Raw genomic sequence first — 24,929 nt, forward strand, 5'->3', positions numbered from 1 at the left:
TGGGGGTCTCGGTCACGATTGCTCTCTCTGACTGGGTCTAACGATGTCTACGCGTGGCGCTAGATGGCGGGATACGGGTCTCGACAGGCTCGACCACCGGTCGTCGAGACTGTCGGGACACATCAGATGTCCAAGAACCTGACGTCCTTGGCGTTGCGCTGGATGAAGGAGCGGCGTTGGTCGACGTCCTCGCCCATCAGGATGGAGAAGATCTCGTCGGCCTGGGCGGCGTCCTCGAGGCTGACCTGCAGCAGCAGCCGCTGGTCGGGGTCCATCGTGGTCTCCCACAGCTCGTCGGCGTTCATCTCGCCCAGACCCTTGTAGCGCTGGACCGGGTTCTCCTTCGGCAGCTTCTTGCCCGCCTCGATGCCGGCCTCCTGCAGCGCGAGGCGCTCGGCGTCGGAGTAGACGAACTCGTGCTCGTGGGGCTTGTTCCACCGCAGCCGGTAGAGCGGCGGCTGCGCCATGTAGACGTAGCCGTGCTCGATCAGCGGCCGCATGAAGCGGAACAGCAGCGTCAGCAGCAGCGTGTTGATGTGGTGGCCGTCGACGTCGGCGTCGGCCATCAGCACGATCTTGTGGTAGCGCAGCTTGTCGAGGTCGAACTCCTCGTGGATGCCCGTGCCGAGCGCGGAGAGGATCGACTGCACCTCGGTGTTGGCCAGCACCTTGTCGATGCGCGCCTTCTCGACGTTGAGGATCTTGCCGCGGATCGGGAGGATCGCCTGCACCCGCGGGTCACGACCGGACTTGGCCGAGCCGCCCGCGGAGTCACCCTCGACGATGAAGACCTCGCACTCGTCGGGGTTGGTCGACTGGCAGTCCGACAGCTTGCCCGGCAGGCCGCCGCCACCGAGCAGGCCCTTGCGCGAGCGGGCCAGGTCGCGCGCCTTGCGGGCCGCGATCCGTGCCGTCGCCGCGGCCTGGGCCTTGCGCAGGATGGTCTTGCCCTCGTTGGGGTTGGCCTCCAGCCAGGCGCCGAGCTCCTCGTTGACCACCCGCTGCACGAAGCCCTTGGCCTCGGTGTTGCCGAGCTTGGTCTTGGTCTGGCCCTCGAACTGCGGCTCGCCGAGCTTGATGGAGATGATCGCGGTGAGGCCCTCGCGGATGTCGTCGCCCGAGACCCGGTCCTCGCGCTTCTTGATCAGGCCCCAGTCCTCGCCCATGCCGTTGACCAGCGAGGTCAGCGCCGCGCGGAAGCCCTCCTCGTGGGTGCCGCCCTCGTGGGTGTTGATGGTGTTGGCGAAGGTGTGGACCGACTCGTTGAACGAGGCGTTCCACTGCATCGCCACCTCGACGCTCATGTGGTTCTCGACGTCCTCGGGGGTGTCGGCCTCGAAGGAGATGACCGTCTCGTTGGTCTTCTCCTTGCGCCGGTTGAGGTGCTCGACGTAGTCGACCAGGCCACGCTGGTAGCAGAACACCTGCTCCAGCCCGCCCCCCTCGGCGGCCTTGATGGCGTCGCTGCCGCCGTCGACGTCGGAGGAGACGGTGTCGTCCTCGACGGCCTCGGCGATGTCGTCGGCCTGTGGCCGCTCGTCGCGGACGACGATCTCCAGGCCCTTGTTGAGGAAGGCCATCTCGCGGATACGCCCGGTGATGGTCTCCAGCGAGTACGTCGTGGTCTCGAAGATGTCCTCCGAGGCCCACCAGGTGACGGTGGTGCCGGTCTGCTCGTCGGCCTCGAGCTCGCGGACCTCGGCCAGGTCGGCGTCGGGGGTGCCGAGCTGGAAGGTCTGGCGCCACAGCCGGCCGCGGTTCTTGACCTCCACCTCCAGCCGGGACGCGAGGGCGTTGACCACCGAGACGCCCACGCCGTGCAGGCCGCCGGAGACCTTGTAGCCGCCGCCACCGAACTTGCCGCCGGCGTGCAGCACGGTCAGCGCCAGCGTCACCGCCGGCAGCTCCTGGCCGTTGGCGGTGTCGGTGGGGATGCCGCGGCCGTTGTCCTCGACCCGGACGCCACCGTCGGCGAGCAGCGTCACGACGATCCGGTCGCAGTGACCGGCCAGCGCCTCGTCGACGGCGTTGTCCACGATCTCCCAGATCAGGTGGTGCAGGCCGCGCTCGCCGGTGGAGCCGATGTACATGCCCGGGCGTTTGCGCACCGCCTCGAGCCCCTCGAGGACCTGGATCGCGGACGCGTCGTAGTCGACGCTGGGCACGTTCTCGCCGGTGGTGACGGGCTGGTCGGACACGCGGACCTCATCTCACAGTGACAGGGAGGAGGCCACGGCGCTCGACAAGGCGATCTCCGTGACCTCGATGAATCGATCTTACCGGCCCACAGGCCCGCAGACACGCTCCTCCCCACCCAGAATGGGGGGTCAGCGGCGGAAAATTGCCCCTCAGCGACCCGTGACGGCGGATTCGCGGCTCCCGCGGGCCCACCTCCGGGGCTGGGTACGCGCCCGCACCCCGCAGATCGCCGTGGAGGAGCCCAGTCCGATCGCGACGTCCGCCCGGGCACCGCCCGGCGTCACCGACCGGGGTCCGTCCCGGAGCCGGCGCTCACTTGCGGGCGTCGGCGTTCATCGCGATGTCGAGCTTGAGCGAGGTGGTGCTGATGCCGTGCGTGCGGGTCAGGTAGACGACCTCGCAGTACTGCGCGAGGTGGTCGAACTTGCCCTGCCAGTCGTCGCCGATCCCGAACACGTCGATCCCCAGCTCCTGCACGTCGCGGGGCTTCTGGTCCCACGACTCCTCCTGGATCACCCGGTCCACGCACCGCAGCGCCCCGACGATCCGGGAGCGCTCGTCGTAGGGCATCGAGCAGACCTTGCCCTTGCCGAGGTTGAACTCGTCGGTGGAGACCGCGACGGTCAGGTGGTCGCCCAGCTCCGCGAGCCGCTCGAGCAGGTTGAGGTGCCCGATGTGGAACAGGTCGAAGGTGCCGTAGGTGATGACGCGCTTCATGGATTCCTCAGGGCCGGCTCAGGTGCGGACGCGGACACGGCCGTGCCCGCTGGCGGGCTCGACTGGGTTCGGCTCCCGACGATCCTAACCTCGGCGGTCGGTATGCTGCCCGCGTGCAGATCTCCGACTCGCGCCGTGCACTGTTCGTCCACGTGCAGAAGACCGGGGGCTCGACGGTCGACAACGTCATGAAGGACGCCTTCGACGACCTGCGCGAGGGCGAGGCCCGTCGCCACGCGCCGCTGACCGAGATCCTCGAGCACCACCCCGAGGCCAGCGACTACTTCATCTTCGGGTTCGTCCGGAACCCCTGGGCCCGGCTGGTGTCCTGGCACGCCATGGCGATGAACTGGCGCGAAAAGGCCGAGGAGGGCAAGCCGTGGGCGATCAAGAAGGTCGAGAACGTCCCCTTCGCCGGTGACATCGCGAAGAACTACGTCGACTTCCACAGCTTCATCATGGAGGCGCCGCAGAAGTGGGAGCGGCTGCGCAAACCGCAGCTGGAGTACCTCCGCGCCGGCGACCGCGAGGCCGACTTCATCGGCCGCACCGAGACCCTGGCCAGCGACCTCCAGGAGGTCTTCGGCCGGCTCGACATCCCCGCACCGGAGTCCGTGCCGCGGTTCAACACCAGCCCCCACACCGACTACCGCGACTACTACGACGACGCGACCCGGCAGCGGGTCGCGGAGGTGTACGCCGCCGACATCGAGCGGTTCGGCTACGAGTTCTGAGCCTGCTGGGCCGCCTTGCGCTCCTCGGCCAGCTCGGCCAGGCGCTTGATCCGGCGGCGCCGCTCGATGCGGCCCTGCCACGCCGCGTTGGTGATCGAGGCGCTGACCAGCGCCTCCTCGCCGGCGTAGTAGGCGGCGTACTCCGCGCGGACCTCGTCCAGGCGCCGGCGCGGGGCCGCACCCTCGCCCTCGGCGCCCGTCATGCGGTCCAGCTGGTCCCACGCGACCGAGGCCAGTGAGCGCAGCTCCTCGCTCACCACGAGGTCCGACCACGGGGTCGCGGCCAGGTCGATGCGGGACAGGAACGGCGTGAGGCGACGCAGCGCGTCGGGGTCGACCAGCTCGGAGCGGCCGGTGGTCTCCGCGAGTTGACGCAGCGCCAGCGCGGGCGTGCGGACCAGGGCGTCGTGGTCGACCAGGACGCGGCGTACGTCGCGGGTGCGGTGCTCGAGCCCGGTCACCACGTTGACCCAGCTGGCCAACAGGTGCTGGGCCCCGCCGCGAGAGGACTCGGCCGCGTGCCGCCGCCCCACCACGGTCGCGGGGTGGCGGACCGGGAGGACGACGGTCGGGGTGGCGCCCACGTCGACGGCGGCGGACTGCCACAGGAAGTGGTACCAGGGCAGCTGGGCGTCGGTGACCACGACAACGTCGGAGTCGGCATGGGCGAACGCGCGCTCCAGCCAGCCGGCGAGCTCCTCGCGCAGGTCGCTGCGGCGGCCCACGACGCCGGTGCGCAGCCACGCCCGCGGCTGGGCGTCGGTGGCCATCGTGCGGGCGTGGCCGATGAGGCGGTCGTGGAAGTCCACCACCCACCGCGGCTCGCTCGGTCGGCTCGGCTCCCGGTCGTCCACGGCACGCTCGGGTTGCGGCACCGCGGCACCCAGCCGGCGCAGCACACCGGCGGCGGTGCGCAGGCCGCCGTACGACGGCCCGGTCACCAGCAGGAGGGTGCGGGGCGGACGCGCCGCGGTCGGGGCCGGCGCGCTCACACCACGATCCCGGCGGCGATCGTCGCGTCCTTGGCGTCGGCGGACTCCGAGATCGGACGCGGCAGCTGCGGCAGGAAGGTGCGGGACACGTGGTCGACCACGTGGACGCCCTCCGGCGCCTGCACCGGCAGCACGTCGGCGGGCACCTCACCGGCCTGGAGGCCGTGGAAGACCTCCCACTCGCGCTTCTTGCGCCCCTGCCGGGCCGCGTCGTACGCCGCGGGGTCGGTCCAGTGGGAGAACTCGTCGCCGTCGAGCCACTTCAGCTCGATGCAGATCCCCTCGGGGAGCATGATCTTGGCCGCGTCGGCGGGGACGTGCCGCATCTCCCACTCGAAGGCCTTGATGTAGGTGAAGTCCGGGGCCATCGGGTAGCCGTAGGACTCGCGGTTGAACAGGCCGACATCGAGGAAGGCCTGCGTCTCGTCCTGCACGTAGAGGCCCAGGCGCGGCATGGTGACGCTGGCGCGGGAGTTGCCCAGCTGCCACTCGAGCGCGCGGTAGTAGCGCACGCCCTCGGGGGTGAGGACCATGTCGCCGTCCCACTTCAGCGAGTAGCGGGTGCGCACGTGGGAGAAGGACCAGTTGTAGAAGTGGGTCAGGCTGTGCACCGACGCGGCCGGGGTCTCCAGGTGCTCCTGGCCGCAGCGGCTCACGTTGAAGGGGTAGGTGAAGACCCGCAGCCGGTCAGCGGCGCCACACCGCTCGGCGGTTTCACGTGCAACCTCCGGGGTGCCGTCGTCGGAGAGGTTGTCCACCAGCACGATCTCCTCCACCGCCTCGAACAGCGGCGGCAGCACGAACGGCAGCGACGCAGCCTCGTTCTTCACCCGCAGCACGGCGGTGAAGCCGTCGACCAGCTCGGCCTGCTCGGTCGGCCAGACCGCGACGAACTCCGGGTCGTGCTCGAGGTTGTCCATCGCGAAGGTGGGTCCGGTCGAGGCGGTCATCGGGTGGCTCCCCGCCGTCCCATCTTCACCCCGTCGATGATCGAGCTGCGCACCGTCGCCGCGGCGAGGTCGTGGCGCTCGGTGAACCTCGCCCGCAGCCGGTCGGCCTCGGCCAGCGCCTCGGCGTCGTGGCGGTCGGCGGCCAGGCGCAGCAACGTGGCGCGGGTCGCGTCGGCCATCCCGGCGATGTCGGCGGGCACCGCGAGGTCGGACCAGTCCCGCGGCGTCTCGGGTCGGGTCGGGGCCGCCTCGGAGGCGCGGATCATCTGGCCCGGTGCCGCCTGCTGCACGAACGCGAGGTCGAGGGCGTCGCCGAGGTTCTTCACCGTGAGCGTCCAGTCGGCGACCAGGTCGGCGTAGGACACGAAGCAGCGCTGCTCGTCCCGCGTCGCACGCTCGAGGGTGAGCATGGTGTTGGTCCACTCCGCGGCCAGTGCGACCTCGGGATAGGCGTCGTCGGCGGCCGCCTCGGCGGCGGCGTGCTCGGCCGGATCGTCGACCACGACGACGATGCGGATCGCCGCGCCGGCGCGGCCGGCGGCCACCTGCCACAGCGAGACCAGCCAGGGGAACCACGGGTCGTCGACGACGACCTCGTCGGCCTCGTCGAAGGCCGTGCGCAGCCAGCGGTCGAGCGCGCGGTGGGCCTCGTTGTCGTAGCTGGCGTGCGCACCGGCCAGCAGCGAGTCGGGCCTGGTCTCGGGCCGGCGCAGGCCGTAGCGCCGGGCGAGTCCGTCGTGGAGCTCGCGGGCCCAGGCAGCGGGGCCGACGCTGTCGACGAGGCCCTCGGGCGGGTCGGGCGCCGGGCTCGGGCGCCCGCCCAGGCCGCGGAGCACCTCGACCGTGGCGTCGACGGCCCGGCCGCGCAGGCCGGTGACGAAGACCAGCTGGCGCGGCGTGGGCGGGGTGGGTGCGGGGGCCGGGTCAGCCATCGGCACGCGCCTCCTTGCCGGTCGTGACGCGGTTGCGCACGCGGCGGGCGAGGTTCTTGGCCCGCTGGCGTGCGCGGTCGGGCGTCCAGGTGCCCTTGGTGCGGTCGATGAGCTCGCGGCGCGCGTCGGCGAGCTCCTCCTCGGTGCCGTCGAGCCGCGCCGTCAGCGCGACCAGTGCGGCGCGGTGCTCGTGGCGACTGTCCCACCGCTCGTCGAGCTGCTCACGCAGCTGCGCGACCCGGTGGCGCTCGAGCTCGGCCCGCGCCTCGGCCTCGACGGCGCGGCGCTGGGTGCGCTCGCGGTGAGCGTTGGCCTCGGACAGCTGGGCGATGGCCGGCAGCAGCGCGGCCGCCCGGTCCTGCCACTCCTGCGGCAGCTCGCCGTCCTCCTCGGCGAGCGGTTCGTGGCCGAAGTCGGTCAGGTCGGGGCCGTAGATCCGGTTGACCACCGCCGCGCCGGCGGCGTCGAGGACGGCCGGGTGGTGCGGGAGCAGCAGCGCCTCGTCGGCGGGCAGGTCGGCGGCGTCGACGCCCAGTCGCTCGGCGAGCAGGGTGATCGCCTCCTCGAGCCGGTCGTGGTCCACGACGTGGGTGAAGGACGGCATCGACTCCACCAGCAGCGTCTGCGGGGCCCACGCCGGGTCGGCGAAGAGCAGGTCGGAGTCCAGCGCCGCGACGAAGGAGCGGTAGGCCGCCAGCAGGTCCGCCACGGTCGCGACGTCACGCGGGAACCAGGCTGCCTCGCCGAACCGCACCTCGGCGGCGTCGTGGCCGAGCAGCACCACCGTCTGCCACGCGGCCCACAACCGGGCCGCCGGATGGCGGGTCGTGGTGAGCCGGACCCACTCGGCGGACTCGGCCGCCTCGCTGCGCACGGTCGGCTCCGCCTCGCTCCACCGCAGGGCGCTCGGCCAGTCGTCTGGGGCGGGGTCGGCGAGGCCCTCGCCGCGGGCCAGCAGGGCGAGGAGCGGCGTACTCCCCGCGTGCGGCATGGGGGTGACCACCACGCGACCGCGCCTGCTGAGGAGGCTGCGGGAAGCGGCGTCGTGCCTGCGCTCGAGCCCCGGATAGCGGTCCATCACGGTGGAACGCTAGCAAGCCGGACCCCGTCAGCCGTAGGTGTCCCGGGGGCCGCGTCCGTCACGCAGCCCGCGACGGCCGTGCTTCCAGCTCGGCGCATGCGGTCCGCGCACGTCGACCACACGGACGGTGCCGTCGCCCAACTCGGTGTTGAGGCGGCGTACGACGTTGGGCGCGAGCAGCCGCAGCTGGGTCGCCCACGCGGTGGAGTCGGTGCGGACAACGAGAGTGCCGTCGGTGAGGGTCTCTGGCGTGGAGTGGTCGGCGATCTCGGGGCCGACGATCTCCTCCCAGCGCCCGAACACGCCGCGCACCTGCAGGTCCAGGCGCCAGCCCTGGTCCTCGACGAGCCGGCCGAGCTCGGCGTCCAGGGTCTGCGGGTCGCGGTCATCGGGGTGGGCGCCGCTCATCGCGATGTCGTCGCCGGGACGGCGACCACGGCGCTGTGCCCCCCGCGTCCGACGGAACGGCTTGCGGGCCGCGGCCGCGCCGGCGTGTGCGGCACCCCGGACCAGTGACTTGGCCAGGTCGAGCCCGTCGGGGCGGTGCGGTTCCTCGTCCTCCGCCGCGGAGGAGGGCGCCCCGTCGGCCCCGGGGGCCTCGTCCTCAGCCACGGGTCACCTCCCCGTCGGCCACGACGTACGTCGTCCCCGCCAGCTGCTCGGGCACGTCGGCGCCGACCGCGGCGGTCACCAGCACCTGCTCGGCGTCCGCGACCAGCTCGGCCAGCTGGGTGCGGCGCTGGGAGTCCAGCTCGGCGAAGACGTCGTCGAGCACCAGGATCGGGTCATCGCCGTCGGCACGCAGCAGGTCGTAGGCCGCCAGCCGCAGCGCCAGCGCGAAGGACCACGACTCGCCGTGGGAGGCGTAGCCCTTCACCGGGAGCCGGTTGCCCTCCGCGGCACCGAGGCTGCAGACCAGGTCGTCGCGGTGGGGCCCGACGAGCGTCACGCCCCGGTCCAGCTCGTCGCTGCGGCGCGACTCCAGCGCGGCGAGGAAGGCCTCGACCAACGCCTCGGGGGCCGGCGTCGGATCGTCGGCGAGCAGCTCGGCGACCTGGTCGGAGGAGGAGCGGTACTCGATGCGGGCGTCGTTCTGGCTCGCACCACGGGCCACCGCCACGTAGGTCTTGCCGACGTACGGCGCCAGGTCGTGCACCAGCCGCAGCCGGTGGGCGAGCAGCTCGGCACCGGCCCGGGCGAGGTGGTCGTCCCACACCGCCAGCGTGGGCGGCGGCTCGGCACGGCGCGAGCTGGCGGCCCGACGGGCCGACTTCAGCAGGCTGTTGCGCTGCTTGAGCACCCGGTCGTAGTCGGCGCGCACGCCGGCCAGGCGCGGCGTACGCAGCACCAGCAGGTCGTCGAGGTAGCGGCGCCGCTCGGACGGGTCGCCCTTGACCAGCGCCAGGTCCTCGGGGCTGAACACCACGGTGCGGACGATGCCGACCAGCTCGCGGGCCCGCGGCAGCGGCGACCGGTTGATGCGGGCGGTGTTGGACCTGCCGGGGTTGAGCTCGACCTCGAGCGTGGCGGTGCGCCCGTCGCGCACGACCGCGGTGCGGATCAGTGCGCGGTCGGCGCCGGCCCGGATCAGCGGCGCCTCACTGGCCACCCGGTGCGAGCTGAGCCGCGAGAGGTAGTCGATCGCCTCGACGAGGTTGGTCTTGCCCTGGCCGTTGCGGCCGATGAATGCCGTGACGCCCGCCTCGAGCGGCACCTCCACCTCGGCGTAGGACCGGAAGTCGCGCAGCGTCAGGTGGGAGACGTACATCCGCCACCTCCTGGGTCACTCGGGCTTCGTCGTACCAAGCGAATTCGTCGTCGTCCGGGTCGATCCACGACAGGATCGCTTGGTACGACGTCTCACTCCGCTCGCCGGACGGTGCTGGTCCTGGTCCGGCTCACTGCGCCCGGCAGCAGCCACCCTGCGACTCCATGGTCTCAGTCCGCTCCGGGCTCCGTGCGCCGGACCGCGTGCCCGCCGAACTGGTTGCGCATCGCCGCGATCGCCTTCATCGCGGGGCTGTCCTCCTGGCGGGAGACGAACCGGGCGAAGAGCGCGGCCGAGATGGCCGGCAGCGGGACGGCGTTGTCGATGCCGGCCTCGACGGTCCAGCGGCCCTCACCGGAGTCGTTGGCCCAGCCGTCGAGGGAGTCCAGGTGCTCGTCGGCCTGGATCGCCTCGGTGAACAGGTCCAGCAGCCAGGACCGGATGACGGTGCCCTCGCGCCAGGAGTCGAAGACCTCGGGGACGTTGTCGACGATGTCGACCTTCTCCAGCAGCTCCCAGCCCTCGGCGTAGGACTGCATGATCGCGTACTCGATGCCGTTGTGGACCATCTTGGCGAAGTGGCCCGCGCCCGGCTTGGAGCCGGCGTGGACGAAGCCCTTCTCGTCGGGCTTGAGCGCGTCGAAGATCGGCTGGACCTTGGCGACGTCGTCGTGGGCACCCCCGCACATCAGCGCGTAGCCGAACTCCAGTCCCCACACGCCGCCGGACACGCCGCAGTCGACGAAGCCGACGCCCTGCTCGGCGAGCACCTCGGCGTGGACCGCGTCGTCGGTCCATCGCGAGTTGCCGCCGTCGACGACCACGTCGCCGCCACCGAGCAGGTCCGCCAGCGCGCGGACCGTGGCATGGGTGGGCTCGCCGTGCGGCACCATCGACCACACCACGCGCGGGGCGTCCTCGGGCAGTGCGGCCACCATCTCCTCGATGCTCCCGACGTCGCTGACGTCGGGATCGGTGTCGTAGCCGATGACGGTGTGGCCGCGATCGCGCAGGCGGGTGCGCATGTTGCCGCCCATCTTGCCGAGGCCGACGAGACCGAGGTGCATGGTGGGGTTCCTTTCACCGAGGTGCGGGTGGCGTGCGGTGGTGCGGGCCGGTCGCAGGGATCCCCCACGACGGCCGGTCAGCTCAGCAGGCGGCGCGGCATCAGCAGGTAGCGGAACATGTCGGCGCCGTCGTCGGCACCGACCCCGGAGATCACCACGGGCTTGGAGGCCTGGGTGAAGGCCAGCTCGACGGTGTCCTCGTCGATGGCGCCGAGGCCGTCGAGCAGGAAAGCGGGGTTGAACCCGGTCGTCAGGTCGTCGCCGGTGATCTCGGCCGGCACCGACTCGGTGGCCTGGGCGTCCTCGCCCGAGCCGGCGTCCAGGGTGAGGCCGCCGTCGGCGAAGCGCAGCTGGACCGCAGTGTTGCGTTCGGCGACCAGCGACACGCGCTTGAGCGAGGACACCAGGTCCTCCTTGGCGATGGTGGCGACGGTCAGCCGCTCGTTGGGGAAGAGGCTGCGGACCTTGGGGAACTCCCCGTCCAGCAGCCGGGTCGTGGTGCGGCGTACGCCGCCGATGCCCTTGCCCTCGAAACCGATCAGCCCCTCGCCGGACCCGGAGGTCGACAGCGCGATGGTGACCTCCTGGCCGTCGGTGAGCGACTTGGCGGTCTCACCGAGGACCTTCGCCGGCACCAGCGCGGCGAGCGAGGTGTCGGGCGTGCCGGGATTCCACGACAGCTCGCGCTGGGCGAGGCGGAACCGGTCGGTGGCGAGCAGGGCGATCGTGTCGCCCTCGATCTCGATGCGTACGCCGGTCAGCACCGGCAGCATGTCGTCGCGTCCGGCCGCGGTGACGGCCTGCGAGACGGCCTTGGCGAACCGACCGCTGGACACGGTGCCGGTCGCCTCGGGCATCTCCGGGAGCGAGGGGTAGTCCTCGACCGGCATCGTCTGCAGCGAGAAGCGGGCCGAGCCGCAGGTGAGCGAGACCCGGGCGCCCTCGAGCGTGAGGTCGATCGGCTTGGCCGGCAGGCTCTTGCAGATGTCGGCGAGAAGCCGGCCGCTGACCAGGGCGCTGCCCTCGTCGCTGACCTCGGCGGCGACCTCGGCGCGGGCGGAGGTCTCGTAGTCGAAGGTCGAGAGCACCAGGCCGGAGTCGTCGGTCTCGATCAGGAGACCGGCCAGGACCGGGGCGCTGGGGCGCAGCGGGAGGCTGCGGGCGGCCCAGGCGACGGCGTCAGCGAATACGTCGCGTTCGACACGGAACTTCACGGTGCTCCTCGGTGATGAATGACAACAGTGCGCAAGACAGCGGAGTCAGGGGCGCTCATCCTGCCACGCGTGGGGGAAATCCACAGGTGGGAGGCCCGGAACGAGTTGACCGTCCGAGGATCCAATTGGAATTCCGGAGTGGTCACAGGTTCTGTGGAATCTGTGGACAACCACGGTCGGTGCAGGTCACACCGTGAATTCGACCGCACAGGCGGGTGTGGACGACCTGAGGAAAACCTGGTGACGGCCGTGGACCCCGAGGACGGTGTGGACGCCGAGGGTCCTTGGTGCACCGAATCCTCCCCGTGTAGTTCCAGCAATTCGCGTGCGTGGTCCACAACCGCTGGGGAGCTGGTCGACGTCTGCATGCCCGAGTCCGTGGTCGTCGTGGGTGGGATCAGTGCTGGCGGGCCTGGAGCTTCACCCGGTTGGTGAGCTCACTGACCTGGTTGAACACCGCGCGCCGCTCGCCGAGGAGCTGGTTGATCTTGCGCTCGGCGTACATCACCGTCGTGTGGTCGCGGTTGCCGAACTGTGCGCCGATCTTGGGCAGCGACAGCTCGGTGAGCTCGCGGCACAGGTACATCGCGATCTGGCGGGCCATGACCAGGTGGCGCCCGCGGCTGGGACCGGTGAGGTCCTCGATGGTGACGTCGAAGTAGCCGGCCGTCTGGGCGATGATCAGCGGCGCGGTGATCTCGGGCTCGCCGCCCTCGGGGATGAGGTCCTTGAGCACGATCTCGGCGAGCGTCATGTCGACGTCCTGCCGGTTGAGGTTGGCGAACGCCGTCACGCGGATCAGCGCACCCTCGAGCTCGCGGATGTTGGTGTGGATCTTGGAGCCGATGAACTCCAGCACGTCCGGCGGCGCGGTGAGCCGGTCCATCGCGGCCTTCTTGCGCAGGATCGCGATGCGCGTCTCCAGGTCCGGCGGCTGCACGTCGGTGATGAGCCCCCACTCGAACCGGCTGCGGAGTCGGTCCTCCAACGCGTCGAGCGCCTTCGGTGCGCGGTCCGAGGTCAGCACGATCTGCTTGCCGCCGTTGTGGAGCGTGTTGAAGGTGTGGAAGAACTCCTCCTGGGTCTGGGTCTTGCCCTCCAGGAACTGGATGTCGTCGATGAGGAGCACGTCCACGTCGCGGTACTTGCGCTTGAACCGGTCCTGCCGGTCGTCGCGGATCGCGTTGATGAACTCGTTGGTGAACTCCTCCGAGCTCACGTAGCGCACCTTCGTGCCGGCGTACAGGCTCCGGACGTAGTGACCGATCGCGTGGAGCAGGTGGGTCTTGCCCAGTCCGGACTCCCCGTAGACCAGCAGCGGGTTGTAGGACTTCCCCGGCGCCTCGGCCACGGCGACCGCGGCCGCGTGGGGGAACCGGTTGGAGGAGCCGATGACGAAGGACTCGAAGGTGTACTTCGGGTTCAGCCGCGTTTCGCCCGGCGGCGCGGGGGCGGTGGCGGCGGTGTGCACCGGGTCGGGGTCGGTGAAGTCGAGCTGCCGGGGCTCGCTGGGGGCCGGTGTGACGGGCTCGGGAAGCGGTGCCGACATGTCGCCGTGGCGACTTGTCGACAAATCACCATCCGTGGGCGCTGCAGCGGATGCCGGTTCGGTGAACGGCTGGTGCTCCAGGGTGGGGTCGACGGTGACCGCCAACTGCACGGCCGCTCCCCACGCCTGGGTGAGCGTGGCCTCCAGCTCGCCACGGAGGCGGCCCTCGAGACGCTTGCGGGTGAAGTCGTCAGGGACCGCGACGATGGCGGTGGTGCCGTGCATCGTCACCGGACGCGACGCCTGGAGCCAGGCCCGCTGGTGTGCGGGGAGCTCGTGGACGACCCGGGACCAGGCGGCGGCCAACCGCGTGGTGTCGGGATCGGCCCCGTTCTCGTGCTCGTGCCCGTCGGCGTCCTCGCGCGTGCCCGTCACAGATCCCTCTCACATGCAGTCGGTTGGTCGGCGTGCCCGCGGTGACACAGCACGCACCACACCGGTCGGCGTGTGGTCTGGATCACGGACACCTCCACAGCTTTGTCCACAGGGTGTGGATGTCAGCGTGCCTCACGGGTGGTGAGTGCTGGCCCGAGCCCGTCCGTGGAACCGGGAACCGACCGCATCGTCGCAGGTCAGCGGCCATCTCCTGGCTCGGGAACGTGACGTTCGCGAGGATGTGGGAACCCAGTGTGCCGGAGCGGCGGGGAAACCCGGATTGGCCGAACCTAAACCTCCGCCGCGCTCATTGGCAACTGCTGTCCACAGGTTCGCCGGTGGTTTTTTCACACCGGGCGGTTGTGGGAGTGAACTACAGGCGTGTAAGTTGCTGCGGTTGGCTGGCGCGGGTTTGACCCCCCTCACGCCGCGCGCGTACCGTTGTGCGGTCATCTGGTGTCGACCGGCGCCGCATGTCCATGATCGCCTGCCCGTGAGCGGGCGAGCGTGGGTGCGCGGTGCCAGCCGAACGAGCAGCGTGCTCGAGCCGAACACCTGGATGCCGCTGACCCTGGAACTTCCAACCCTGCACGGAGAGGCCGATCGTGAGCAAGCGGACCTACCAGCCCAACAACCGTCGTCGCCACAAGGTGCACGGTTTCCGACTGCGCATGCGCACGCGTGCCGGCCGGTCGATCGTCAACAGCCGGCGCCGGAAGGGCCGCAAGAGCCTGACGGTCTGAGGTCGCGGGACACCGTGACGCAGAGCCAGCAGGTGTAGCGCCGTGCTCCCTTCGGCGCACCGTCTCACCGACCCGGCCGACTTCCGTCGCGCCACCCGGCGCGGGGGTCGCGCCGGGTCGTCGACGTTGGTCGCCCATGTCCTGTCCGGTGACGCGCAGGACGACTCCGCGGCCCGGATGGGCCTGGCGGTGAGCAAGGCCGTGGGCAACGCCGTGGTCCGCAACCGGGTCAAGCGCCGCCTGCGGCACGCGATGGCCGCGGACTGGTCCCGGGTGCCGACCGGCTCACTCGTGGTGCTGCGGGCGAAGCCCCCCGCCGCGAGGGCGACGTACGCCGACCTGGCCGCCGACCTCGACCGCTCACTGGCCGCGGCCACCCAGCGGTCCGCCGCCGGAGCGTCCTGATGGCCCGACCGAACCCCGTCCGCTGGCTGCTCGTGGGCCTGGTACGTCTCTACCGCCTGCTGATCAGCCCGATGTTGGGTCCGGTCTGCCGCTACTACCCCAGCTGCTCGCAGTACGCCCTCGACGCGCTGCAGACCCACGGCGCGCTCCGCGGGTCCTGGCTCGCCGGACGTCGCCTGCTGCGCTGCCACCCCTGGTCCCCCGGTGGGGTCGACCACGTTCCCCCCGCCCGCTCGCGTGATGGTGAGCCGGCACCGATCGAACAAGGAGCCTGACTCGTGGACGCTCTCGCCTCCATCGGCGACTTCATCATGACGCCGCTGTACTACCTGATCTCGGTGATCCTGGTGGGGTGGCACGAGCTGTTCACCGCGATCGGCCTGGACCCCGCGGGCGGCGCCTCGTGGATGCTGTCCATCGTCGGCCTCACCATCGTCATTCGCGCGATGCTGATCCCGCTGTTCGTGAAGCAGATCAAGTCCAGCCGCAACATGCAGCTCATCCAGCCCAAGGTGAAGGAGCTGCAGAAGAAGTACGGCCACGACCGGCAGAAGTTCGCCGAAGAGAGCATGAAGCTCTACAAGGAGACGGGCACCAACCCGTTCGCCTCCTGCCTGCCGATCCTGTTCCAGATGCCGATCTTCTTCGCGCTGTTCCGGCTGCTGCAGGGTGCGGCCCGCCAGGACGCCGACGGCACCTGGACCGGCAAGGCGCACGGCATCCTCACCGAGGACCGCGCCCGCCAGTTCGGCCTGTCCGAGCTCCCCGGCGGCATCCCGGTGTCGGCGACGTTCTGGGGCTCGCTGCCCGGCGGCGACTCCCCCAACTGGTCGGTGATGGCCGTCGCCACGGTGCTGGTGGTCGCGATGATCGCCACGACGTTCTTCACCCAGAAGCAGCTGATGAGCAAGAACATGCCCGCCGACGCGTTGTCGGGCCCCTACGCCCAGCAGCAGAAGATGCTGCTCTACGTGCTGCCGTTCATCTTCGGCATCACCGGCGTCGCGTTCCCCCTCGGTGTGGTCCTGTACTGGACCACCTCGAACCTGTGGACCATGGGTCAGCAGTTCTACGTGATCCGCAACAACCCCGCGCCCGGCACGGAGGCCGCGAAGGCCAAGGAGCAGCGGGACAAGGAGAAGGCCAGGAAGAAGGGCGAGCTCGTCGAGGACGACTCCCCCACCGCCGACAACGGCGACACCCCCGAGACGACTGACCGCCGGCCGGCGCAGCGTCAGCAGCCGCAGCGCAAGACGCGTGCGGAGCGCAAGGGGAACCAAGACCGCTCAACGGGAGGCAAGAAGTGAACGCCGAGCTCGACGTGACGACCGAGGACCGCACCGACGACCAGGTCGTCGACCAGCCCGTGGACCAGACCGCCGAGGCCGGGTCCACGCCGCAGGACGCGGGTTCCCCGCAGGTGAACCAGCTGGAGAACGAGGGCGACATCGCCGCCGACTACCTCGAGGAGCTCCTCGACATCGCCGACCTCGACGGTGACCTCGACATCGACGTCGAAGCGGACCGCGCGGCCGTCTCCATCGTGGGGGCCGACCTGACCCAGCTCGTCGGACGCGACGGGAAGGTCCTCGAGGCGCTCCAGGAGCTGACCCGGCTTGCCGTCTACCGCGAGACCGGCGAGCGGTCGCGCCTCATGCTCGACATCTCCGGGTTCCGCGCCGAGAAGCGCGATCGGCTCACGGCGCTGGGCCGCGAGACCGCCGAGCAGGTCAAGGAGTCGGGCGAGCGCGCCTCGCTGGAGCCGATGACGCCGTTCGAGCGCAAGATCGTGCACGACGCGGTCGCCGAGGCGGGCCTCGTCTCGGAGTCCGAGGGTGTGGAGCCGCGGCGCTACGTCGTCGTGCTGCCCGCCTCGGACTGATCCTCCTGCTGCGTTTCACGTGAAACACGCCGCCGGTGCCCCGCCGGCCGAGGCCCGTCAGCTCTTCCCCGCCGATCGCTGGCCCGCGGTCGAACGGTACGCCGAGCTCCTGGCGACCGTCGGCGCCGAACGGGGGCTGATCGGCCCGCGCGAGGTGCCCCGCCTGTGGCAGCGACACCTGCTGAACTGCGCCGTCCTGGCCGAGGCCCTCCCCCGCGACTCCACGGTCGCCGACATCGGATCCGGTGCCGGGCTGCCCGGGATCGTCCTCGGCCTCGCGCGCCCGGACCTCCGCCTCACCCTCATCGAGTCGTTGCTGCGGCGCACCACCTTCCTCGAGGAGGTGGTCGCCGAACTCGGCCTCGACCACGTCGAGGTACGCCGCGGGCGGGCGGAGGAACAGCGCGACGCGCGCTACGACGTGGTCACCGCGCGGGCGGTCGCACCTCTCGGGCGACTCGCCGGCTGGTGCATGCCGCTGGTCGCCCCGCACGGAGCACTGCTCGCCATGAAGGGCTCCTCGGCGGCGGACGAGGTGACCGAAGCCGCCGCCGCGCTGGCCAAGCTGGGCTGCGCGCCGGCGACCGTGGAGGAGTTGGGCGTCGGCGTCGACGGAGTCGAGCCGACCCGCCTGGTGCGTGTCCACTGGGCCGATCCCGAACGAGTACCGTATCCCGCATCGGGTGGCTCGTCCCGGCGGTCACGATCCGGCCGGCGGACGCCGCGCCGCCGCCGCTGAACCACCACTTCCCCCAAGTACCAGCGTCAGCGCCCCCTCGGGGCGCGCGAGGAGGACATCCGTGAGCCACGAGATCGATGCTGCCGGCGACGGCAGTGGCGTTTCACGTGAAACCGCCGGTGAGGACGTTTCACGTGAAACCGGTGGCTACCGGCCGCCGACCGCCGGGGACTTCGACAATCGTCCCGGCGCCACGCAGTTCGACCGGCAGACCCCGCTGGCGGAGGCGGCCCACCACACGGTGCTGGCCCGCAGCGGCGGGCAGGAGCCGGTGTCCCGACCGGCGGCGACGCGCGTCTTCGTCGTCGCGAACCAGAAGGGCGGCGTCGGCAAGACGACCTCCACGGTGAACATCGCGGCCGCGCTGTCCCAGATCGGCCAGCGCGTGCTGGTCATCGACCTCGACCCGCAGGGCAACGCGTCCACCGCGCTCGACGTGGCACACCACCAGGGCGTGCCGTCGACGTACGAGCTGCTGGTGGAGGGGGCGGCGCTCGCCGACGTCATGCAGCAGAGCGAGGAGACCGTGAACCTGTCGGTGGTGCCGGCCACGATCGACCTCGCCGGCGCGGAGATCGAGCTGGTCAGCGTCGTGGCGCGCGAGAACCGCCTCAAGAAGGCCATCGCCGCCCACCCGCAGGTCGGCACCGAGGCCGAGGCCGGCCCCGACCGCTTCGACTATGTCCTCATCGACTGCCCGCCCTCGCTCGGCCTCCTCACGCTCAACGCGCTCGTGGCCGGACAGGAGATGATGATCCCGATCCAGGCCGAGTACTACGCCCTCGAGGGCCTCGGTCAGCTGCTCTCCACCGTGGAGATGGTCAAGGCACACCTCAATCCCGACCTGGACGTCAGCACCATCGTGCTGACCATGTACGACGGTCGGACCCGTCTCGCCTCGGGTGTCGCCGAGGAGGTGCGGGAGCACTTCGGTGACCAGGTGCTGCGCACCGCGATCCCGCGCTCGGTGCGCGTCTCGGAGGCGCCGTCGTACGGGCAGACCGTGATGACCTACGATCCTGCATCACCCGGGGCGTTGAGCTACCTCGACGCGGCCCGCGAGATCGCGAGCAAGGCAGTCCCGGAGTCCGGTGCCGCCAGCGTGGCCGCCGGAGACGGGCGAGGAGAGGGCCAGTGAGCAAGAAGCAGAACCGCGGACTCGGTCGGGGACTCGGATCGCTGATCCCGACCGCACCCCCGGAGGACGCCGAGGCGGTGGAGTCGGCAGGTGGCCCGGGCGCCGCGCCGGTCGCGACCGCACCGGACGTGCCCGCCCTCGACCCCGCGTCCGCGCCCGCGGGCGGGGGAGCGCCCGCTGCTGAGCAGCAGCCCGACCTCGTCGCCGTCGACGGTGCCTGGTTCACCGAGCTCGAGCCGCACCGCATCACGCCCAACCGGGTGCAGCCCCGCGAGGTCTTCGACGAGGAGGCGATGGCCGAGCTCGTGCACTCGGTGCGGGAGATCGGCCTGCTGCAGCCGATCGTCGTACGCCCGCTCGGCGACGACTACGAGCTCATCATGGGTGAGCGCCGCTGGCGTGCGGCGAAGGAGGCCGGGCTCGAGCGGATCCCGGCCATCGTGCGTGCCACCGACGACAGCGACATGCTGCGCGACGCGCTCCTGGAGAACCTGCACCGCTCGAACCTGAACCCGCTGGAGGAGGCGTCGGCCTACCAGCAGCTGCTGGAGGACTTCGACTGCACCCACGAGGAGCTCGCCGACCGCATCGGACGGTCGCGCCCGCAGATCACCAACACGCTGCGGCTGCTCCGACTCAGTCCCGAGGTGCAGCGCCGCGTGGCTGCCGGCGTGCTGTCGGCCGGTCACGCCCGCGCACTGCTGGGTGCGCCGGATCCGGCCACCCAGGACCGGCTCGCGCAGCGGGTCGTCGCTGAGGGGATCAGCGTCCGCGCGCTGGAGGAGCTCGTCTCGCTCGGTGACTCCTCCGAGGACCAGCCGCAGCGCCGCACCTTCGCCCGACCCACGGCTCCTGGCCTCGCCGAGCTCGACGAGCGGCTCGGGGACCGGCTCGAGACGCGCGTCAAGGTCTCGATGGGCAAGTCCAAGGGCAAGATCGCCATCGAGTTCGCGACGCTGGAGGACCTCCAACGCATCGTGGACCTCATCGACCCGCGCAACCGGCAGGACCGCCCGATCTGATCGGTCCTCCCGGGGAGGGAGGTCTCGACTCGCCCGCTCGTGCCTCGCGGGCGGCTCGACCACCAAGACGATGCGGGATGCGCTCCGTTGGTGGAGCTTGTCGAGACCGTCGGTGGGCGAGGTGGGCCCCGGTGGTCGACCCCGTCGACACCGCCGGTGGGGGAGCTGTGGTGCCGTTGGTCGAGCCTGTCGAGACCCGGACGACACCGGTGGAATCGACCCGTCGTTTCACGGGAAACCGGAGTCGACATGTCGACAAAACCATGTGTCGATATGTCGATCTGGCTACTTGTCGCCTGACTTGGCGGCCTTGCGGCGGGCGCGCTCGGCCTTCTCGGCGACGTCGAGCCGTTCGGCCTGCTCCAGCGTGGGGGCGGAGCCGCCGTACGACGCGGGGACCCACCAGGCGCCCGGGGGCTTCTCCTCCTCGGGGTACTCGGTGATGCAGGCGTCGAGCAGCGCCGTCATCCGCTCGTGCAGCTCGGCCGTCTCGGCCGCCGGGTCCTCACCGGTGGGGTGCATCGGCTCGCCGCACTTGATCAGGATGGTCTTGTGTCGGGAGAAGTCGCGCCCGTGGTCCTTGGTCTGGATCCGGTGGGCGCCGAAGTGGGTGATCGGGATGAGCGGGACACCGGCCATGGCGGCGATCCGGGCGGCGCCGCTCTTGAGCTGCTTGATCTCGAACGAGCGGGAGATCGTCGCCTCGGGGTAGATCCCCACCAGCTCGCCCGCCCGGCAGGCGTCCGCCGCGGCGCGCAGCGACGCCGCACCGGAGGAGCGGTCCACGCTGATGTGGCCGAAGGAGCGCATCGCGGGACCACCGATCGGGTGGTCGAACACCTCCCGCTTGGCCATGAAGCGCGTCAACCGCTTCTGCTCCACGCCCGGGTAGCCAGCGATGACGAAGTCGAGGTGGGAGTTGTGGTTGACCGCGAGCACGGCACCGCCGGTCCGGGGGATGACCTCGGTGTTCTCCATCCGGATGTCGTAGTCAGCAACGCGGAACCAGGTCTTCGCCGCCGCGATGACCAGCGGGTAGGTGATGTCCATGGCGCGAGCCTACGGCGTACGCCGCCACCTGCGGCCGCGCGGCTCGGCCCGGGTCAGCGCCGCTGGGCGAGGAAGTCGGCGATCCTGCCGATCGCCTCCTCCAGCACCTCCACGTCGGGCAGGGTGACGAGCCGGAAGTGGTCCGGCTCGGGCCAGTTGAACCCGGTGCCGTGGGTGACGAGCAGCTTCTTCGAGCGCAGCAGCTCCAGTGCGAAGTCCTGGTCGTTCTTGATCGGGTAGACCTCGGGGTCCAGCCGCGGGAAGCAGTAGAGCGCGCCGCGGGGCTTGACCGAGGTGACGCCGGGGATCTCGTTGAGCAGGCGGTGCGCGAGCATCGACTGCTCGTAGAACCTGCCGCCGGGCACGATCAGCTCGTTGATCGACTGGTAGCCGCCCAGGGCGGTCTGGATGGCGTGCTGGCCGGGGACGTTGGCGCACATGCGCATGTTGGCGATCAGCGTCAGGCCCTCGATGAACTCCGCGGCCGCCTCCCGTGGACCGGAGATCATGACCCACCCCGCGCGGTAGCCGCACACGCGGTAGGCCTTCGACAGCCCGCTGAAGGTCAGGCAGAGCACGTCCGAGCCCGCGGCGGCCGCGGCGTGGTGATGCACCGCGTCATCGAAGAGGATCTTCTCGTAGATCTCGTCGGCGAAGACCACCAGCTCGTGGCGGCGGGCGATGTCGACGAGAGCGGCGACCATCTCCTTGCTGTAGACCGCGCCGGTGGGGTTGTTGGGGTTGATGATGACGAGCGCCTGGGTCCGGTCGGTGATCTTGGCCTCGATGTCCTCGAGGTCGGGCATCCACTCGTTGTCCTCGTCGCAGCGGTAGTGCACGGGGACACCGCCGGACAGCGTGACCGCGCCGGTCCACAGCGGGTAGTCCGGTGCGGGCACCAAGATCTCGTTGCCGTCGTCGACGAAGGCCTGCAGCACCATGGAGATCAGCTCGGAGACGCCGTTGCCGATGAAGACGTCGGGCACGTCGGTCTCCCGCAGCCCCTTGGACTGGTAGTACTGCGCGACCGCGGTGCGCGCCTCGTAGATGCCCTGGGAGTCGCTGTAGCCCTGCGACTCGTGCAGGTGGTGCGTCACGTCGGCCAGGATCGCCTCTGGCGCCTCGAACCCGAACGGTGCCGGGTTGCCGATGTTGAGCTTGAGGATGCGGTGGCCCTCCGCCTCGAGGCGCTGCGCCTCCACGAGGATGGGGCCGCGCACGTCGTAGCGGACGTTGCGGAGCTTCTTGCTCTGACGGATCTGGCGCACGAGCCGCATTCTCGCAGCCGCCGAGCGTCCCGCGACACCGAGTTCCGCCGTAGGCTGGTGGTGGAGGCTGCCCATGTCCCGCACCACCGTGCCGCTGACGGTCGACCGGCTCGCCGCGCTCGAGGCCGAGGGACTGCGCTGTGCCGGGTGCCTGTTCTGGGAGCTGGACCCGGTACGCCGCCGCGACGCCACCGATCCCGCCACCTGTCGGCGGCTGAAGGAGTCGTGGGTGAGCGAGGTGCTGCGCGAGTGGGGCTCGTGCGGGCGGGTGCTGCTGGTCGACGGGCGACCGGTGGGCTACATCGGCTACGCGCCGGCGTCGTTCGTGCCGGGAGCGGCGGGGTTCCCGACGGCACCGGTCTCACCGGACGCGGTGGTGCTGACGACTGCGCACGTGCTGCCGCCGCACCGCCGGGGCGGGCTGGGGCGGTTGCTGGTGCAGGGCATGGCCCGCGACCTCGCCGGACGGGGAGACGTGCGGGCGGTGGAGGCCTTCGCCACGACCGGACGGGGCCTGAGCTGCGCGCTGCCGGCGGACTTCCTCGCCCGCACCGGGTTCAAGACGCACCGACCGCACCCGCTGACGCCGCGGATGCGGATGGACCTGCGGACCCTGGCGATGTGGCGCAGCGGGGTCGAGGCCGCGTTGGAGAAGCTCGCCGGCGTCGTACGCCCGGCGACCGCCCCCACGCCGCAGCCGGAGGGCCAGCGGGTGGGGGAGCGGATGGGTCGCGTCGGCACGAACCCGGGGACCCGGCGGACCGGGTCGCGCTCGTGAAGCCGGGTTCGCGCCGACTCGGGGATCAGCTGACGACGTCGTTGAGCTCGTCGAGCAGCGCGGCCTTGGGGCGCGCACCGACGATGGTCTTCACGACCTCGCCGCCGGAGTAGACGTTGATCGTCGGGATGCCGGTCACCCGGTAGGAGGCCGGGGTCACGGGGTTCTCGTCGACGTTCATCTTCTTGAAGGTGATCTGCTGGTCGAACTCGCCGGCCAGCTCCTCCAGGATCGGGGCGACCTGGCGGCACGGGCCGCACCACTCGGCCCAGAAGTCGACGAGCACGGGCTTGTCGGACTTGAGGACCTCGGCCTCGAACTCGGCGTCGGTCACGGCTGCGATGTTGCCCACGGTGGATCGTCCCTTCTTGGTCTGGGGTGGACGCCCGGGTGTGCCGGGCGCCGCGGTGGATGTCGAGTCAACACCACCGCACGGACAGTTGTTCCTCAGCTGACAGCGGCGCCGCTGGCCTCGTGGACACGGCCGGCTAGGTAGCGCTCGGCGTCCAGCGCGGCGGCGCAACCGGTGCCGGCGGCGGTGACCGCCTGGCGGTAGCGGTGGTCGACCAGGTCGCCGCAGGCGAACACGCCGGGCAGGTTGGTCGCCGTGGAGTCGTTGGCGACCAGTGCGTAGCCGTCCTCGTCCAGGTGCACCTGGCCCTTGATGAGCTCCGAGCGGGGGTCGTGCCCGATCGCGATGAACAGACCCGTCGCGGGCAGGTCGGACTCGGCGCCGGTGACGGTGTCACGCAGCGTGAGCGACTCCAGCGACTCCTCGCCGTTGATCGAGGCCACCTCGGCGTTCCAGATGATCTCCAGCTTGGGGTCGGCGAAGGCCCGCTCCTGCATGATCTTGGAGGCGCGCAGCTCGTCGCGGCGGTGGATGAGGGAGACCTTGGAGCCGAAGCGGGTGAGGAACGTCGCCTCCTCCACCGCGGAGTCGCCGCCACCGACGACGGCGATGTGCTGCTCGCGGAAGAAGAAGCCGTCGCACGTCGCGCAGTAGGAGACGCCGCGGCCGGACAGCGTCGCCTCGTTGGGCAGGCCCAGGGCGCGGTAGCTGGAGCCGGTGGCGAGGATCACGCTGTGGGCGGTGTAGGTGTCGGTCGCGGTCCTGACGACCTTCAGGTCGCCGTCCAGCTCGACCTCGACGACGTCGTCGGCGATGAGCTCGGCACCGAAGCGCTCGGCCTGGGCGCGCATCTCGTCCATCAACGCGGGGCCCATGATCCCGTCGCGGAAGCCCGGGTAGTTCTCCACCTCGGTGGTGTTCATCAGCGCACCACCGGCGGTGACGGAGCCCTCGAAGATCAGCGGCTGCAGTGAGGCGCGCGCGTTGTAGAGCGCGGCGGTGTAGCCGGCCGGTCCCGAGCCGATGATGATGACGTTGCGCGGTTCGGTGTCGGTCATGCGGGTCTGCTCCTGGCTGGCGGGACGGGACGCCGCGGCGTCCTGGACGGGTACGTCGTGGTGAACACGATGGTAGGTCGGCCCATTCCCCCGTGGACGACGCCCCGGTTACGGCGCGGCCAACGTCACCGAACGCAGCACCGCGCCGGTGCCGCACTGCAGCACCTCCACCACCTGGTTCTGCTCGGAGGGCTCGCGGTAGGCGAGGACGGCGTTGCGGGCGCCGTAGCGCACGGCGGCGAACACGCCGGCGCCCCAGGCCTCGGGTTCGCAGGTGAACCCCTGCGGGGCGAAGAGGATCGCGGTGTCGGGCCGCTGCGAGCCGCGGCCGGGGAGGTCGCGGCGCACGCGCAGGGCGTCACGCTCCAGGCGCTGCATCCGCACCCGCGGCGGACGGCCCTGGGACTCACGCACCTCGACCGGCAGGTCCCGACGCTGGCTGGCGGACTCCTCGGGAGCCGCGGCGGAGTCGTCCGCCCCCTCGGGAGCCTGTTGCTCCAGCGCGCTGCCGTCCTGGAGCCGGCTTCGGTCCGCAGCGGTCGCCGAGGGTTCCTCCGCCGCCTCGCTCGCCGTCTGCGCATCCCCGGCACCGTTGTCGCGCAGCACCTCGGTGACCCCGACCCCGGCGACCACCACCACGGCCGCCGCCGCCAGCAGGCCCACCATCGCCCGCCGCTTCCGCCGGGCGAGGGGTACGACGTCACCCCCGGCGGCCGCGTCACGTTCCCGGCCCAACTCGGCCAGCGTGGCGTCGAGGCGCTGGGCGACGTCGTCGGGCATCGGCTCGGTGGCGCGCGCGTCGGCCAACAGGCGGCGCAGGCGCGCCTCCTCCTCCGGGGTGGGGGAGTCGGGTGGCATGGGTCCTCGATCGGTCGAACACGGTCGTCGGTGGTCGGCAGGTCAGCCGGTCAGTCGG

Annotated in this window: 26 protein-coding genes; 10 read left to right on the forward strand and 16 right to left on the reverse strand. The window is 71.1% G+C overall.

Annotated elements, in window-relative coordinates:
• Nucleotides 1-122 precede the first annotated feature (122 nt).
• Together gyrB and KUV85_RS13145 are read right to left on the reverse strand one after the other, a co-directional pair.
• Nucleotides 123-2,198 carry a DNA topoisomerase (ATP-hydrolyzing) subunit B gene (gene gyrB, locus KUV85_RS13140; RefSeq protein WP_237690137.1) on the reverse strand — a complete coding sequence of 692 codons (2,076 nt, stop codon included), beginning with the start codon at nucleotides 2,196-2,198 and terminating at the stop codon, nucleotides 123-125.
• A 313-nt stretch (nucleotides 2,199-2,511) separates the two neighbouring features.
• On the reverse strand, nucleotides 2,512-2,916 hold the full coding sequence (locus KUV85_RS13145; protein ID WP_219960347.1) for an adenylyltransferase/cytidyltransferase family protein: 405 nt from the start codon (nucleotides 2,914-2,916) through the stop codon (nucleotides 2,512-2,514).
• A gap of 113 nt (nucleotides 2,917-3,029) precedes the next feature.
• Between KUV85_RS13145 and KUV85_RS13150 the strand changes: the two genes are divergently transcribed.
• Nucleotides 3,030-3,650: a sulfotransferase family 2 domain-containing protein gene (locus tag KUV85_RS13150; RefSeq protein WP_219960348.1), complete on the forward strand. Its 621-nt coding sequence runs from the start codon at nucleotides 3,030-3,032 to the stop codon at nucleotides 3,648-3,650.
• Here KUV85_RS13150 and KUV85_RS13155 read toward each other — a convergent pair.
• The 9 genes from KUV85_RS13155 to dnaA form a co-directional block, all read right to left on the reverse strand.
• On the reverse strand, nucleotides 3,638-4,642 hold the full coding sequence (locus tag KUV85_RS13155) for a hypothetical protein (protein WP_219960349.1): 1,005 nt from the start codon (nucleotides 4,640-4,642) through the stop codon (nucleotides 3,638-3,640). The genes KUV85_RS13150 and KUV85_RS13155 overlap by 13 nt on opposite strands.
• Complete coding sequence (locus tag KUV85_RS13160; protein ID WP_219960350.1) at nucleotides 4,639-5,592, reverse strand: hypothetical protein; 954 nt, start codon at nucleotides 5,590-5,592, stop codon at nucleotides 4,639-4,641. Before KUV85_RS13160 ends, KUV85_RS13155 begins: the two co-directional genes overlap by 4 nt.
• Nucleotides 5,589-6,524: a hypothetical protein gene (locus KUV85_RS13165; protein WP_219960351.1), complete on the reverse strand. Its 936-nt coding sequence runs from the start codon at nucleotides 6,522-6,524 to the stop codon at nucleotides 5,589-5,591. Before KUV85_RS13165 ends, KUV85_RS13160 begins: the two co-directional genes overlap by 4 nt.
• Nucleotides 6,517-7,602 carry a hypothetical protein gene (locus tag KUV85_RS13170; RefSeq protein WP_219960352.1) on the reverse strand — a complete coding sequence of 362 codons (1,086 nt, stop codon included), beginning with the start codon at nucleotides 7,600-7,602 and terminating at the stop codon, nucleotides 6,517-6,519. Before KUV85_RS13170 ends, KUV85_RS13165 begins: the two co-directional genes overlap by 8 nt.
• A 30-nt stretch (nucleotides 7,603-7,632) precedes the next feature.
• Nucleotides 7,633-8,217 (reverse strand): DUF721 domain-containing protein, encoded by a 585-nt coding sequence (locus tag KUV85_RS13175; protein ID WP_219960353.1) that lies wholly within the window; start codon nucleotides 8,215-8,217, stop codon nucleotides 7,633-7,635.
• Entirely contained in the window at nucleotides 8,210-9,373 is a 1,164-nt protein-coding gene (gene recF, locus KUV85_RS13180; protein ID WP_219960354.1) for a DNA replication/repair protein RecF, read from the reverse strand. The genes KUV85_RS13175 and recF overlap by 8 nt, the downstream gene beginning before the upstream one ends.
• 170 nt (nucleotides 9,374-9,543) lie before the next feature.
• Nucleotides 9,544-10,440, reverse strand: coding sequence for a phosphogluconate dehydrogenase (NAD(+)-dependent, decarboxylating) (gnd, locus tag KUV85_RS13185; protein WP_219960355.1), 897 nt, complete (start codon nucleotides 10,438-10,440; stop codon nucleotides 9,544-9,546).
• Between the two features lie 77 nt (nucleotides 10,441-10,517).
• Nucleotides 10,518-11,654 (reverse strand): DNA polymerase III subunit beta, encoded by a 1,137-nt coding sequence (gene dnaN, locus KUV85_RS13190; protein WP_219960356.1) that lies wholly within the window; start codon nucleotides 11,652-11,654, stop codon nucleotides 10,518-10,520.
• 397 nt (nucleotides 11,655-12,051) lie between these two features.
• Nucleotides 12,052-13,578 carry a chromosomal replication initiator protein DnaA gene (dnaA, locus tag KUV85_RS13195; RefSeq protein WP_425299352.1) on the reverse strand — a complete coding sequence of 509 codons (1,527 nt, stop codon included), beginning with the start codon at nucleotides 13,576-13,578 and terminating at the stop codon, nucleotides 12,052-12,054.
• A gap of 605 nt (nucleotides 13,579-14,183) precedes the next feature.
• Between dnaA and rpmH the strand changes: the two genes are divergently transcribed.
• From rpmH to KUV85_RS13235, 8 genes are all read left to right on the forward strand, one after another.
• On the forward strand, nucleotides 14,184-14,321 hold the full coding sequence (rpmH, locus tag KUV85_RS13200; RefSeq protein WP_219960357.1) for a 50S ribosomal protein L34: 138 nt from the start codon (nucleotides 14,184-14,186) through the stop codon (nucleotides 14,319-14,321).
• 42 nt (nucleotides 14,322-14,363) lie between these two features.
• Nucleotides 14,364-14,726, forward strand: a complete 363-nt coding sequence (rnpA, locus tag KUV85_RS13205; protein ID WP_219960358.1) for a ribonuclease P protein component — start codon at nucleotides 14,364-14,366, stop codon at nucleotides 14,724-14,726.
• On the forward strand, nucleotides 14,726-15,001 hold the full coding sequence (gene yidD / locus KUV85_RS13210; protein WP_219960359.1) for a membrane protein insertion efficiency factor YidD: 276 nt from the start codon (nucleotides 14,726-14,728) through the stop codon (nucleotides 14,999-15,001). Before rnpA ends, yidD begins: the two co-directional genes overlap by 1 nt.
• A 3-nt stretch (nucleotides 15,002-15,004) precedes the next feature.
• Nucleotides 15,005-16,033, forward strand: coding sequence for a membrane protein insertase YidC (gene yidC / locus KUV85_RS13215; RefSeq protein ID WP_219960360.1), 1,029 nt, complete (start codon nucleotides 15,005-15,007; stop codon nucleotides 16,031-16,033).
• Complete coding sequence (locus KUV85_RS13220) at nucleotides 16,030-16,608, forward strand: protein jag (protein ID WP_425299354.1); 579 nt, start codon at nucleotides 16,030-16,032, stop codon at nucleotides 16,606-16,608. Before yidC ends, KUV85_RS13220 begins: the two co-directional genes overlap by 4 nt.
• A gap of 19 nt (nucleotides 16,609-16,627) precedes the next feature.
• Nucleotides 16,628-17,347 carry a 16S rRNA (guanine(527)-N(7))-methyltransferase RsmG gene (gene rsmG / locus KUV85_RS13225; RefSeq protein WP_219960361.1) on the forward strand — a complete coding sequence of 240 codons (720 nt, stop codon included), beginning with the start codon at nucleotides 16,628-16,630 and terminating at the stop codon, nucleotides 17,345-17,347.
• A gap of 61 nt (nucleotides 17,348-17,408) precedes the next feature.
• Nucleotides 17,409-18,485 (forward strand): ParA family protein, encoded by a 1,077-nt coding sequence (locus KUV85_RS13230; protein ID WP_425299355.1) that lies wholly within the window; start codon nucleotides 17,409-17,411, stop codon nucleotides 18,483-18,485.
• Entirely contained in the window at nucleotides 18,482-19,507 is a 1,026-nt protein-coding gene (locus tag KUV85_RS13235) for a ParB/RepB/Spo0J family partition protein (protein ID WP_219960362.1), read from the forward strand. The genes KUV85_RS13230 and KUV85_RS13235 overlap by 4 nt, the downstream gene beginning before the upstream one ends.
• Nucleotides 19,508-19,792: 285 nt before the next feature.
• On the opposite strand, the gene KUV85_RS13240 is transcribed toward KUV85_RS13235, so the two are convergent.
• Together KUV85_RS13240 and KUV85_RS13245 are read right to left on the reverse strand one after the other, a co-directional pair.
• Nucleotides 19,793-20,557: a lysophospholipid acyltransferase family protein gene (locus tag KUV85_RS13240; protein WP_219960363.1), complete on the reverse strand. Its 765-nt coding sequence runs from the start codon at nucleotides 20,555-20,557 to the stop codon at nucleotides 19,793-19,795.
• A gap of 53 nt (nucleotides 20,558-20,610) precedes the next feature.
• Nucleotides 20,611-21,834: a pyridoxal phosphate-dependent aminotransferase gene (locus KUV85_RS13245; protein WP_273543987.1), complete on the reverse strand. Its 1,224-nt coding sequence runs from the start codon at nucleotides 21,832-21,834 to the stop codon at nucleotides 20,611-20,613.
• Nucleotides 21,835-21,898: 64 nt separating this feature from the next.
• On the opposite strand from KUV85_RS13245, the gene KUV85_RS13250 reads away from it, so the two are divergent.
• Nucleotides 21,899-22,603 carry a GNAT family N-acetyltransferase gene (locus KUV85_RS13250; RefSeq protein ID WP_219960365.1) on the forward strand — a complete coding sequence of 235 codons (705 nt, stop codon included), beginning with the start codon at nucleotides 21,899-21,901 and terminating at the stop codon, nucleotides 22,601-22,603.
• Nucleotides 22,604-22,628: 25 nt separating this feature from the next.
• Here the strand turns inward: KUV85_RS13250 and trxA are convergent, their stop codons facing one another.
• The 3 genes from trxA to KUV85_RS13265 form a co-directional block, all read right to left on the reverse strand.
• The gene (trxA, locus tag KUV85_RS13255) at nucleotides 22,629-22,955 is read right to left on the reverse strand and encodes a thioredoxin (protein ID WP_273543988.1); all 327 of its coding nucleotides are present in this window, start codon (nucleotides 22,953-22,955) and stop codon (nucleotides 22,629-22,631) included.
• Between the two features lie 95 nt (nucleotides 22,956-23,050).
• Complete coding sequence (gene trxB, locus KUV85_RS13260) at nucleotides 23,051-24,013, reverse strand: thioredoxin-disulfide reductase (protein ID WP_219960366.1); 963 nt, start codon at nucleotides 24,011-24,013, stop codon at nucleotides 23,051-23,053.
• A gap of 108 nt (nucleotides 24,014-24,121) precedes the next feature.
• Complete coding sequence (locus KUV85_RS13265) at nucleotides 24,122-24,871, reverse strand: hypothetical protein (protein ID WP_219960367.1); 750 nt, start codon at nucleotides 24,869-24,871, stop codon at nucleotides 24,122-24,124.
• Between the last annotated feature and the right edge of the window lie 58 nt (nucleotides 24,872-24,929).

This window comes from Nocardioides panacisoli, assembly GCF_019448235.1.
Classification (GTDB): Bacteria; Actinomycetota; Actinomycetes; order Propionibacteriales; family Nocardioidaceae; genus Nocardioides; species Nocardioides panacisoli_A.

Bases quoted from the DNA above. Each gene is read 5' to 3' on its own strand.
- KUV85_RS13165 (WP_219960351.1), bottom strand. From the start codon at position 6,524: ATGGCTGACCCGGCCCCCGCACCCACCCCGCCCACGCCGCGCCAGCTG.
- KUV85_RS13250 (WP_219960365.1), top strand. From the start codon at position 21,899: ATGTCCCGCACCACCGTGCCGCTGACGGTCGACCGGCTCGCCGCGCTC.
- yidD (WP_219960359.1), top strand. From the start codon at position 14,726: ATGGCCCGACCGAACCCCGTCCGCTGGCTGCTCGTGGGCCTGGTACGT.
- KUV85_RS13265 (WP_219960367.1), bottom strand. From the start codon at position 24,871: ATGCCACCCGACTCCCCCACCCCGGAGGAGGAGGCGCGCCTGCGCCGC.
- KUV85_RS13145 (WP_219960347.1), bottom strand. From the start codon at position 2,916: ATGAAGCGCGTCATCACCTACGGCACCTTCGACCTGTTCCACATCGGG.
- gnd (WP_219960355.1), bottom strand. From the start codon at position 10,440: ATGCACCTCGGTCTCGTCGGCCTCGGCAAGATGGGCGGCAACATGCGC.
- recF (WP_219960354.1), bottom strand. From the start codon at position 9,373: ATGTACGTCTCCCACCTGACGCTGCGCGACTTCCGGTCCTACGCCGAG.
- KUV85_RS13170 (WP_219960352.1), bottom strand. From the start codon at position 7,602: ATGGACCGCTATCCGGGGCTCGAGCGCAGGCACGACGCCGCTTCCCGC.
- KUV85_RS13245 (WP_273543987.1), bottom strand. From the start codon at position 21,834: ATGCGGCTCGTGCGCCAGATCCGTCAGAGCAAGAAGCTCCGCAACGTC.
- KUV85_RS13240 (WP_219960363.1), bottom strand. From the start codon at position 20,557: ATGGACATCACCTACCCGCTGGTCATCGCGGCGGCGAAGACCTGGTTC.
- trxB (WP_219960366.1), bottom strand. From the start codon at position 24,013: ATGACCGACACCGAACCGCGCAACGTCATCATCATCGGCTCGGGACCG.
- KUV85_RS13160 (WP_219960350.1), bottom strand. From the start codon at position 5,592: ATGACCGCCTCGACCGGACCCACCTTCGCGATGGACAACCTCGAGCAC.